Source organism: Leptotrichia sp. oral taxon 498, from assembly GCF_002240055.1.
In the GTDB taxonomy this organism is placed as follows: domain Bacteria; phylum Fusobacteriota; class Fusobacteriia; order Fusobacteriales; family Leptotrichiaceae; genus Leptotrichia; species Leptotrichia rugosa.
The window spans coordinates 1,183,012-1,194,807 of the sequence record NZ_CP016753.1; the positions used below are offsets into that span (position 1 = coordinate 1,183,012).

At 28.4% G+C, this 11,796-nt stretch carries 12 protein-coding genes; 7 read left to right on the forward strand and 5 right to left on the reverse strand.

The window, feature by feature from the left end; genetic code table 11:
• Window positions 1–113: 113 nt before the first annotated feature.
• Window positions 114–662 carry a hypothetical protein gene (locus BCB68_RS05935; protein WP_094079936.1) on the reverse strand — a complete coding sequence of 183 codons (549 nt, stop codon included), beginning with the start codon at window positions 660–662 and terminating at the stop codon, window positions 114–116.
• Window positions 663–882: 220 nt separating this feature from the next.
• Between BCB68_RS05935 and mnmA the strand changes: the two genes are divergently transcribed.
• The 7 genes from mnmA to BCB68_RS05970 all read left to right on the forward strand — a co-directional run bounded on the left by mnmA (window position 883) and on the right by BCB68_RS05970 (window position 8,508).
• Window positions 883–1,947, forward strand: coding sequence for a tRNA 2-thiouridine(34) synthase MnmA (gene mnmA, locus BCB68_RS05940; protein WP_094079937.1), 1,065 nt, complete (start codon window positions 883–885; stop codon window positions 1,945–1,947).
• Between the two features lie 141 nt (window positions 1,948–2,088).
• Window positions 2,089–2,556, forward strand: a complete 468-nt coding sequence (locus tag BCB68_RS05945) for a precorrin-2 dehydrogenase/sirohydrochlorin ferrochelatase family protein (protein WP_094079938.1) — start codon at window positions 2,089–2,091, stop codon at window positions 2,554–2,556.
• A 33-nt stretch (window positions 2,557–2,589) separates the two neighbouring features.
• Window positions 2,590–3,558, forward strand: coding sequence for a porphobilinogen synthase (gene hemB, locus BCB68_RS05950; protein WP_094079939.1), 969 nt, complete (start codon window positions 2,590–2,592; stop codon window positions 3,556–3,558).
• Window positions 3,559–3,671: 113 nt separating this feature from the next.
• Window positions 3,672–5,024 (forward strand): Trk system potassium transporter TrkA, encoded by a 1,353-nt coding sequence (gene trkA, locus BCB68_RS05955; RefSeq protein WP_094079940.1) that lies wholly within the window; start codon window positions 3,672–3,674, stop codon window positions 5,022–5,024.
• A gap of 37 nt (window positions 5,025–5,061) precedes the next feature.
• Window positions 5,062–6,510: a TrkH family potassium uptake protein gene (locus BCB68_RS05960; protein WP_094079941.1), complete on the forward strand. Its 1,449-nt coding sequence runs from the start codon at window positions 5,062–5,064 to the stop codon at window positions 6,508–6,510.
• 127 nt (window positions 6,511–6,637) lie between these two features.
• Window positions 6,638–7,822: an elongation factor Tu gene (tuf, locus tag BCB68_RS05965; RefSeq protein WP_094079942.1), complete on the forward strand. Its 1,185-nt coding sequence runs from the start codon at window positions 6,638–6,640 to the stop codon at window positions 7,820–7,822.
• Between the two features lie 209 nt (window positions 7,823–8,031).
• Window positions 8,032–8,508: a lysozyme inhibitor LprI family protein gene (locus BCB68_RS05970; protein ID WP_094079943.1), complete on the forward strand. Its 477-nt coding sequence runs from the start codon at window positions 8,032–8,034 to the stop codon at window positions 8,506–8,508.
• 168 nt (window positions 8,509–8,676) lie between these two features.
• Here BCB68_RS05970 and BCB68_RS05975 read toward each other — a convergent pair whose 3' ends face one another.
• The 4 genes from BCB68_RS05975 to BCB68_RS05990 all read right to left on the reverse strand — a co-directional run bounded on the left by BCB68_RS05975 (window position 8,677) and on the right by BCB68_RS05990 (window position 11,704).
• Entirely contained in the window at window positions 8,677–9,312 is a 636-nt protein-coding gene (locus BCB68_RS05975) for a GyrI-like domain-containing protein (protein ID WP_094079944.1), read from the reverse strand.
• Window positions 9,313–9,452: 140 nt separating this feature from the next.
• Complete coding sequence (locus tag BCB68_RS05980) at window positions 9,453–9,935, reverse strand: GyrI-like domain-containing protein (RefSeq protein ID WP_094079945.1); 483 nt, start codon at window positions 9,933–9,935, stop codon at window positions 9,453–9,455.
• Between the two features lie 101 nt (window positions 9,936–10,036).
• Window positions 10,037–10,612, reverse strand: coding sequence for a hypothetical protein (locus BCB68_RS05985; RefSeq protein ID WP_094079946.1), 576 nt, complete (start codon window positions 10,610–10,612; stop codon window positions 10,037–10,039).
• A 186-nt stretch (window positions 10,613–10,798) separates the two neighbouring features.
• Window positions 10,799–11,704 carry a helix-turn-helix transcriptional regulator gene (locus tag BCB68_RS05990; protein ID WP_237048570.1) on the reverse strand — a complete coding sequence of 302 codons (906 nt, stop codon included), beginning with the start codon at window positions 11,702–11,704 and terminating at the stop codon, window positions 10,799–10,801.
• Window positions 11,705–11,796 lie beyond the last annotated feature (92 nt).

Here is an 11,796-nt window from a genome sequence, read left to right on the forward strand (position 1 = left end):
CATTATATAGTATAATCTATATTTTACCATTGTCAACAAATAATTTTTATTAATTTATCAAGAATTATTAAATTTTTCTTACAAATTTATATTATTTTTTCTGTTAAAAAAAATTAATTGTTGTTATGAAACAGCCAATCTAAAAATACTCTTGTATTTTTTTCTGTTTCAGGGCTAAGTCTTTTAGACTTTTTAGATTTTAACAAAGCGTCTAATTCATTTTCTGAAAGCATTTGAAAGTCACTTCTTTCATATCTTTTACCTTTTTTTGTTTCCGCTCCCGGACTAATTACATAATCAATTGTAATTCCGTAAGAATCTGTAACTGGTGTATCCTGTTTCTTTCTGCTTTTTACATAATATTTTTTTTCAGTTCTGTATCTTAATATAGGATATTTTTCTTTATCATAGGATTTTACATCATCAAGCGGTGTATATGAAACTCTATATTTATTTCCAACAGGAACTACATTCACAAAATAGTTAAATTCTCTGCAGTCTATTTCATCTGTTCCCGGCACTTCGGTACAAAACAAGTCTTTTTGATTTGAAACATAAATCTGCACCTTTGGCAAGAAAAAACTTTCTACTTCACTAGTTGTCATTTCAGAAAAAGCAAATGTTCCAAAAATAAATACTAACATTAAAATAAATTTTTTCATAATTTAAAACCTTCTTTCTTTTTTATATTTTTTCTATAATAAAATTATATCACAAAAATTTTATTTTTTCATTTTTTTGATTAAAAAAAGCAATTTTTCTTAGTTTCTTACATTACAAGTATTTTTATATTATTTTATAAAAAATTATGAAATTTTTTTATATTGTGATAAAATATAATGAATATAAATAAAAAAATAAAACTTTTTAAGAAAGGCAAAAATGAAAAAAGAAAAAGTTGTAGTCGGAATGAGTGGTGGAATCGACAGCTCTGTTGCGGCATTTTTATTAAAGCAGCAAGGATATGAAGTAATTGGCGTAACTTTAAAACATTTACCTGATGAACTTTCAGAAAATCCAGGAAAAACTTGTTGTTCACTGGACGATATTAACGATGCGAGATACACTTGCTATAAACTTGGAATTTCCCACTATGTGATTAATGTTACAAAAGAATTTCAAAGTGAAGTGATGGACTATTTTATAAAAATGTATAATGCTGGTAAAACTCCGTCGCCGTGCATAATTTGCGATGAAAAGGTAAAAATAAAAAAAATTGTGGAATTTGCCGATAAAATGGGAATAAAATATATTTCAACTGGACATTATTCTAAAAAAAGTTTGAACGGACTGCTTTTGTGGGATAAAAACAATAGAAAAGATCAGTCATATATGCTTTATCGACTCAACAAAGATGTTGTAAAAAGATTTTTGTTTCCACTCTCAGAATATGAAAAATCACAAGTTCGTGAAATTGCAAGGCAAAATGGGATTCACACTCACGATAAACCTGACAGCCAAGGGATTTGTTTTGCACCAAACGGTTATATTCCTTATTTAAAAAAAGTTTTGGGAAATGAAATCAAAGAAGGAAATTTTGTGGATAAAAACGGAAAAATAATTGGAAAACATATCGGTTACCAATTTTACACAGTTGGACAACGAAGAGGACTAGGACTTAATTTGGGAAAAGCGTTTTTTGTTGTGGAAATAAGACCTTCTACAAATGAAGTTGTCGTCGGAGATTTTGAAGAAATCCTAATTGATAAAGTTGAAGTTATAAATTACAAATTTCATTGTGAAATAAAAAAAATTCTTTGCAGAGAACTTACTGCAAGACCAAGATTTTCGTCTAAAGGATTAAGTGGAAAACTATATTTTGAAAACAGGAAATTATATTTTAAATTTAACGAAAAGACGCATGAAAATTCACAAGGACAACATATCGTGTTTTATTTGAAAGATGAGTTGATAGGTGGCGGAGAAATAAAGAACTTTGAAAAATAAGTTTTTTATTAAAAAAAGACTAATTCAAAAAAATTATGATGTTGTAAAATAAACAATATATTTTTTATTAAAAAAATTTTTTAAAATAAACTAAAGAAAAAAATAAATTAAAATAAATAAAGCAAAGAAAGAAGGTATAAAATGTTTTTTCCAATGTGCATTAATTTAGAAAACAAAAAGATTTTAGTAATTGGCGCTGGAAAAGTTGCTGCTAGAAAAATTAAAAAAATTGCTGATTATGGCACGGATATTACGGTTTTGTCAAAAGAAATAAAAAAAAGCGAAATTTTGGAAATTAAAAATATAAAGTTTGAAAAAAAGACTTTGGAAAATAATCAAAATGAAATTGAAAAAATTGTAAAAAATTATTTTTTGGTAATAGCTGCGACTAACGATGAGAATTTGAACGAAAAAATTGCAGTAATTTGTGATAAAAACAATATTTTAGTGAACAATGTTTCTTCAAAAACTACGATGAATGCAATGTTTACAGGAATCGTAAAAAATGATGAGTTTCAGATTTCAATTTCTACAAATGGAAAAAACTGCAAGCGAAGTCGAGCAATGAAAGAAGAAATTAAAAAAGTTTTGAATAAAATTGAAAATTAAAAAAATTTAGAAAATAAAAAATGGAGAAAAAAGATGTTTAAAAGACACAGAAAATTGAGAAAAAACGAAATGATTAGAAATCTTGTAAAAGATATATATTTGGAAAAATCTGATTTGATTTATCCAATTTTTATTGAAGAAGGGGAAAATATCAAAAGTGAAATTCCGTCAATGCCAGGAATTTTCAGATATTCGATAGATAGACTTTCAGAAGAGTTAGATGAGCTTGTAAAATTGGGAATAAATTCCATTTTGCTCTTTGGAATCCCAAAACATAAAGACGAATGTGCGACACAGGCTTACAACGAAAACGGTGTCATTCAAAATGCAATAAGATTTATCAAAAAAAATTATGACAATTTTTTAGTAATTTGTGATGTTTGTTGCTGCGAATACACAAGTCATGGACATTGCGGGATTTTGGATAAAGATGGATATGTGAAAAATGATGAAACGATAGAAGTCATTGGGGAAATTGCACTATCTTATGCAAAAGCTGGAGCGGACATTGTAGCGCCATCAGATATGATGGATGGAAGAATTGAAAAGATTAAAGAAGTCTTGGAGCAAAATCATTTTGAAAATATACCGATAATGGCTTATTCTGTCAAATATTCTTCAGCATTTTATGGGCCTTTTAGAGATGCAGCTGATTCAGCACCGCAATTTGGTGACAGAAAATCATATCAGATGGATTTTAGAAGAAATAAAGATATAACTAGTGAAGTCTATGAAGATTTAAAACAGGGAGCGGACATCGTTATTGTAAAACCAGCACTTGCTTACCTCGATGTGCTAAAAAAAGTAAGTGACTCTTTTGAAGTGCCAACTGTTGCATACAGCGTTTCTGGAGAATATTCGATGACAAAAGCTGCAGCACAAAATGGCTGGATAGATGAAGAAAAAGTCGTAATGGAACAGATGTTTGCGATGAAAAGAGCGGGTGCAAGTTCGATAATAACTTATTACGCAAAAGAAGTAGCTAAAAATCTAAAACAATAAATTCTTTTATTTTTTTAAATACAGATAAAAATTTTATTCCTTTTTATAATGAAAATATGTTATAATATTTTTAAAATTCATAAATTTTTAAATATAAAGAAAGTGGGAAAATTATGAAAATAATTATAGTTGGAGCTGGTGTTGTAGGAGAATCTCTTTGCAGTGAATTATCTGAAGTGGGAAACGATGTCATATTAGTTGAAAAGGAAGAGCAAAGACTGAATAAAATAGTTGAAACAAATGATGTAACAGGATATATAGGAAACGGAGCCTCATATGAAACACTGCTTGAAGCTGGAACTGATACAGCGGATATTTTCATCGCAACAACACCAACTGATGAATTAAACATAATGGCTTGTATTATTGCCAAAAAAATGGGAGCAAAATATACGATTTCAAGGGTAAGAAATCCTGAATACGGTTCAAATTTGAGTTTTGTCAGAGATGATTTAGGTATTTCGCTAATAGTGAATCCAGAAATGGAATCAGCTAAAAACATAGCAAATAAATTATTCTTTCCAAATGCCTTAAGTGCAGAAAGTTTTTTTTGGCAAAGAGCGAATATGATTTCACTAAAAATTGAAGAAAACAGTTTTCTAAAAGATATGCACCTAAAAGACTTGGATGTAGATCAAAGTGAAAAAGTTATAATCTGTATTGTTGAAAGAGGAAACGATGTGTTTATTCCATCTGGAGATTTTCAAATTTTGAAAAATGACGTAATTTATGTTATGGGACCGACAGAAGCCGTTAGAAAATTTTACAAAAAAATGGGATACAGCCGATATGTAAATTCTTCGATGATCATTGGTGGAGGAACAATTTCTCATTATTTGATAGACATTCTTTTAAGAGAAAAAAAACAAGTGAAAGTCATTGACAGCGATATGCAAAAATTAGAACATCTAAGTCAAACATTTCCAAATGTTTGCGCAATTTATGGAGATGAGACAGATCACGAATTTTTAATAGATGAAGGAATTAAAAATTTTGATTCCATTGTTATGCTTAGTGACAGTGATGAAGAAAATATGGTTTTATCAATGTTTGCAAGATCACTCACAGCTTCAAAAATAGTTACAAAAATAGACAGGACATTACTTCTTCCAATTATTGAAGATTACGGGGTAAAATCAACTGTAATTCCTAAAAAAGTTATCGCTGACATCATAATAAGAGTAGTCAGAGCTAGAATAAATACAAGAGGCTCAAAAATGAAAACGCTTCACAGATTGTGTGAAAATAGAGTAGAACTTATTATTTTTGAAATAAAAAAAGAAAGCCATATAGTTGGAATTCCACTAAAAGATTTAAAATTAAAGACAAGTGTAATAATTGCAGGTATTTTTAGAAATGACAATTTAATTTTTCCTGGTGGAAATGATACGATAGAAACTGGAGATTATGTAATGATTATAACAACAACTCCAATAGATGACTTTGAAGGAATTGTTTTAAAATAAATAATTAAATAACAAATTAATTACAAGGAGCAAGAAAATGAACAAAAAAATGATAAGTTTTGTAATTGGAAAAATTTTAATACTAGAAGCTGGACTGATGCTTTTGCCATTAATTATAAGCTTTTTATACAAAGAGGATATTTTACATATGATGTCATATGGAATAGTGATTTTACTACTTTTGGCAGTAGGTCTTCTAATGTCGCTAAAAATTCCAATTGATAAAAATATTCAAGGGAGAGAAGGTTTCGTAATAGTGGCTTTATCTTGGATATTTATGTCAGCTTTCGGAGCACTCCCGTTTGTAATATCGAAAGAGATACCGTCATTTGTAGATGCCTTTTTCGAGGTTGTCAGCGGTTTTACGACAACAGGTTCGAGCATAATTACAGACTTGACCAAAATTAGTCACTCAAATTTATTTTGGCGAAGTTTTACTCACTTTGTAGGAGGAATGGGAGTGTTAGTTTTAGCACTTGCAATTTTGCCAAAATATTCTCCAACTTCTGTCTATGTAATGAAAGCTGAAGTTCCAGGACCAACATTTGGTAAAATAGTTTCAAAATTGTCATCTACCGCAAGAGTGTTATACAAAATATACACAATTATGACAATAGTTTTAATAATTTTACTTCTATTTGGAGGTTTAAACTTATTTGAAGCAAGTTTACTAGCATTTGGAACAGCGGGAACAGGTGGTTTTGGTATAAGAAATGGAAGCATTCTACCGTACCATAGCGCTTACATTGATGTCGTGCTGTCAATTGGAATGTTAGTTTTTGGAGTGAACTTCAATGTCTATTATTTCATTTTAATTGGAAAAGTAAAAGAAGCGCTAAATAACGAAGAACTAAAATATTATTTACTAATTGTATTTATTTCAATTGCATTAATAGTTGCAAATATCTCAAAATCATATAGTTCAATATTACATTGTATAAGAGATGTACTGTTTTCCGTATCTTCCGTGATGACAACAACAGGTTATTCAACGGCAGATTTTGGGAAATGGCCACTTTTCTCGCAAGTAATTTTGCTAATTTTAATGTTTTTTGGTGCATGTGCTGGTTCTACTGCAGGTGGGCTAAAAATTTCCAGAGTAATTTTAATGATAAAAATACATTTTGCAGAAATAAGACAAATGATAAGTCCGAATCGTGTTATTTCAATCTCTTACGAAGACAAACCTGTAAGTTTGAAGATGCAAAAAAGCATAGCAGTATATTTTGTTGTTTATGCAATAGTTTTTATGGCCATGCTTCTACTGATTTCATTTTCTACAGATGACTTTTTAACAGCATTTAGTGCAGTTGCTGCAACTTTTAACAACATAGGTCCAGGACTCGGAAAAGTGGGTCCTGCATACAGCTTTGCCAACTTAAATGATTTTTCTAAAGTTGTATTAAGTTTCGCAATGTTAGCTGGAAGATTAGAAATTTTTCCAATGCTAATACTATTTTCACCACTAACTTGGAAATTAAAATAAGAAAATTTTTATAAACTAAAGATTTTAGGAGAAAATTTGAAAAAATTATTTATCACTCTTGCATTTTTTTTGTAAATATGCTAATATTAAGACAAGAAATAAAAAAATATGGAGGAAAAAGAGAAAGATGGCAAAAGCTAAATTCGAGAGAAGTAAACCACACGTAAACATAGGAACAATTGGTCACGTAGACCATGGAAAAACTACTTTGACAGCAGCAATTTCAAAAGTGTTGTCTGATAAAGGGCTTGCAGAAAAAGTTGATTTTGAAAATATCGACCAAGCTCCTGAAGAAAGAGAAAGAGGAATCACAATTAACACAGCTCATATTGAGTATGAAACAGCAAAAAGACACTACGCACACGTAGACTGTCCAGGACATGCGGATTATGTAAAAAATATGATTACAGGAGCAGCTCAGATGGATGGAGCAATCCTAGTAGTATCAGCAGCTGATGGACCAATGCCTCAAACAAGAGAACATATCCTATTGGCAAGACAGGTTGGAGTACCTTACATTGTAGTATTCTTAAACAAAGTTGATATGGTAGACGACGAAGAATTACTAGAATTGGTAGAAATGGAAGTAAGAGAATTATTAAATGAATACGGATTCCCAGGAGATGATGTACCAATAATAGCTGGATCAGCATTAGGAGCATTAAATGGGGAAGCAAAATGGGTAGAAAAAATAATGGAATTAATGGATGCGGTAGATACATATATTCCGACACCAGAAAGACCAGTTGACCAACCATTCCTTATGCCAATTGAAGATGTATTCACAATTACAGGAAGAGGAACAGTAGTAACAGGAAGAGTAGAAAGAGGAGTAGTAAAAGTTGGGGAAGAAGTAGAAATCGTAGGAATTAAGCCAACTTCAAAAACTACAGTAACAGGAGTAGAAATGTTCAGAAAATTATTGGATTCAGGACAAGCTGGAGATAATATAGGAGCATTGTTAAGAGGAACTAAGAAGGAGGAAGTGGAAAGAGGACAAGTACTTGCAAAACCAGGAACAATCACTCCACATACAGGATTCAAGTCAGAAGTATACGTACTTACAAAAGATGAAGGAGGAAGACATACTCCATTCTTCACAGGATACAAACCACAGTTCTATTTCAGAACAACTGACATTACAGGAGAAGTAAACTTGCCAGAAGGTGTAGAAATGGTAATGCCTGGAGATAACATTGAAATGACAGTGGAATTGATTCACCCGATTGCAATGGAAGAAGGATTAAGATTTGCGATAAGAGAAGGTGGAAGAACAGTAGCTTCAGGAGTTGTTGCAACTATTACTAAATAATTGATTTATTAAAGTCATCATAGTCAATAATAAAAAAGAGCTAGATATTATCTAGTTCTTTTTTATTGATTAGAAAATTGAAATTTTTATAAAACTAGGATTTTCATAATTTATTACAATTTTTTTGTTTTTAAGGTATAATATTAACGAAAGGAGGCTATAAAAATAACTATTCTATGAAAGAATTTTAAAAAAATAAGGTGATAAAAATGAAAAAAAAATTTTTTAATGTGATAATTATATTATTCTTAACAGTTTCTTCACTAATCTTTTCAAAAAATTTGATATATAGCGATACAAATGAAATGACAGGAAGTTATACCAATGAACTAAAATTAAGAATGAGTAAAATTGAAAAAAATGTTATTTCAAAATATAAAGATGTGAGTGGGAATGACTATAACTTTAGAAGAGCAGCTCAAGAAATTTATGATTATTGGGATAAAGAATTAAATATTATTTATAATAAATTGATGGAAAAATTAAATCCTAAAGCAAAAGAACGTTTGATTCAATCACAAAAAGACTGGATAGAATACAGAGATGATGACGGAACTTTCAGATATTGTATAGAAAATGAAGAAGGTGGGACACTTGGAATTAATCGTGCAATTTCAGCAAAAATAAGAACCGTGAAAGAACGAACTTTAAATTTAGCTTATATATATGATAATTTAAATGATTAAAACTTATTAATAAAATATGATTAAAAAATCTTATTTTGGGGGAATTAGAGAGTGTAAATTTTTTTTATGTATATAGCAAAGAATTCCTATATTATTGAATTTATATATATTTAAAAAAATCTAGACACTCTCTGAATAATTTTTCTTTTTTCTATTAATTTCTACAGACTATTTTAGTTTTTTTATCGGATACCGAATGATTATTTTCATTTTACTCACATCAACTTTTCTAGGATCGCTCAAATATATTTCATGATGAGGTGTTTTTTCTGTTATATTAAAAATATAACCTTTTTTTCTAGCATATTCCTCCATTGATGAAATAGTTTTAGGCTCATCATCATAGGAACCTATGTGTACACATTGTACGCAAATTCCTTCTTTATAAGTAAAAAACTCAACTTTGGAAAAATCTTTTTTCTTTTTGTCAGTTGCTACTTTTATAGCCCATTCAAAATCTTCTTTTTTAATAAAATCAGGCAATCTTATTAAGGAAATCCAGCTTAACTTTTCTTTTTCCAATTTACTATTTTCCTGTTCTTTTTCCGAACACCACAATCCTTCAAGCGGTGGAACAACATAATTAAAAAATCCTTCGATTTTATAATCACTTTTATAACTCATTTTTAATGTGTAAGCGATAGCATATATTAATTCAAGTGCTTTCTTGTATTCTCCATTTTCTTCATTTGGATTGCCTTTCCCTCTGATGGAAAGAAAATTCATTTCAGGAATTTCTACTATAACAGGTTTTTTCCCAGAATTGTAAAATTGTTTTTCTTCTTTTTTAAAATCAAATGTCATAATTAATCATTCTCCTTTGTTCTAAATTTTTTTTATTACTTAATAAACATTTATGAATATTATTAATGCAATATTCATAGTTTTAAATTTTTTCAAAACTATTTGTTTTTTTAATATTTTTTTAAATAAGATTCCAAGAACTATTTTACTGCGATATAAATATTAATTTCCATATTTTTAGGATCGTCTCCAGCTATATATTCTTCAAAATCATAAGTATAAGTTCTTTCTAATTTTTCTCCCTGTTCTCCAAAATTCTTCCAAAAATTAATCCAGAAATTAGTAACTTCTGTCTGTGGATTTCCAAAAAGAGAAAATTTTGCGTATTTTCCGCTTGGAATGAATATTTTTGTCAATTTTTTGCTAATATTTTTACTTTCCTTTTTCACTTCACAACCCACAAGATTTCTATATTCAAAACTATTTTTAGTATTATAATCGAAATAAACTGCCATTGTATTTTTATTTACTCTGTCTTTTATATTTTTTATTTCTCCTCCATTTTCACCACGAAACTCATTCCACATTTTTCCAATTTTTTTTGATGTATTTTTGTCATTTTTCATTCTTTCAGATAATCCAACCACTGTTTTTTCTTTAATTTCCACTATTTCGTATTTCATTTTAATCGATCTCCTTTGTACTTTTTATTTTTTAAAAGTTTCCAATTTATAAAAAAACTTTTTAATTTTAAATAATAATAATAATATTTATATTTTGAAAATTAATCATTTTTTTTAGAAGTGTAAAATAATATATAAAGACCTAAAATACAGACTACAAGTCCAATAATTGCGGGTATAAAGATAGATTTTCCTACTTCTCCCGCAAAAATAACACTTCCAAACATTTTACTTATGGCAATTAACACTAAAACTGCAATTCCTAATTTTAAATTTCTTTTCCACAGTGCTTTCGACAATCCCCATAAAGAAATGAAGACTATAAAAATTCCTATTAATTTTGTATAAAAAGGACTATTTAAAAGAAATTTTTGTTCTAAATTTAAAAATTCATTTACTTGTGTGCTAACACTCGTTGGTTTGGGAAACCAAAACATACTCGTCAAAAGAAAAAAGATTGTCATAAAAATGCCCGTTAATTTTCTTTTGTATGAAAAATAACAAAAAGGTATTAGAAATAAAGGTCTTATATACCAGCTTAAAATATTATGATGCCGTTCAAATGTCCAATTTAAAAAAGATTTATTAAAAAAAAGCAAACATATAAATAAAATTGTTAATAAAATAAAAACCAAACTTCCCAGTTTATCAATATTATTTATTTTGTTTTTAGTCATTTTTGTCCTCCTGTATTCTTTAATATTTTTCTTTCGTTCGGTACCAATGCTACAAAAGATTTTTCCTATTCTGAAAATTTTTCTAAAATCATAATTACAATTTTTTTACTGATTTTTTTCAAATAAATTTATTTTCAAATTTATTATAGCAAAAAAAATATGACAACAGTATGTCATATTAAAAATTTATATTTTATAGTTTTCTCTCATTTTTTCAACTTTCTTTGCCAAAATTTCTCTGATTCTTGTAGGTTTTAAAACTTTTAAATGTTCTCCAAAAGACAGTAAATATCCGTATAACCATTCATTTTCAAAAATTTCTATAGTTATCTCAAAATTTCCATTTTCTTTTTTTGCGATATTTTCTTCAAAAAATTCGTCGTATACACGGTAAGCTTGAGATTTATCAACTTCAATCACTATTTTTGTGCCTTTTCCATTCACATTATTTTGATTTTTCAAATCTTCCTTTTTGAGTTCTCTTTCAAAATGTTCACAAGTCAATTCCAAATTTTTTATTCTAGCTATTTTAAACTGCCTAATATCTTTTTTCTTGCGACAATATGCAAAAAGATACCACGCTTTTTCTTTAAACCACAATTTTAGTGGTTCTACCGTTCTTTTGGACTTTTTTCCTTTTGTATTAAAATAGATAAATTTTATAACTTTTTTTTCAAGTATTGAATTTTTAATTTTTTCAAACAAAATACTATCATTTTCACCGTATCTTGAAAAATCAACTTCGATCCAGTCATCAGCCTTTCTATTAAAAATGGAGTTTAATTTTGTTAAAGTGATGTTATTTTTAGAATATTGGACCGCATTTAAGCTCTGAAGAGCAAATAAAATCTCATTTTGTTCATTCTGAGATAAAAAAGATTTATCTATCGTAAAATTTTTTATAAGTCCAATTCCTCCATATCTTCCTTTTTCCGAATAAACTGGAATTTGTGCTAATGTCAAAGTTTCAATATCTCTGTATATCGTTCTTTTGGACACTTCAAAATGACATGCTAGTTTTTCTGCTGTCACTTTCTTTTCCGTCAATAAAATTTGTACAATTTCAAAAAGTCTGGCTAATTTTATATTCATAATTTATCCTTTTTTTAAAATATTTTTTAGCTTAACAATATCTTAACAATTATACTCTATTTTTATAAAAAAGTAAAAAAATTTCTAATAAG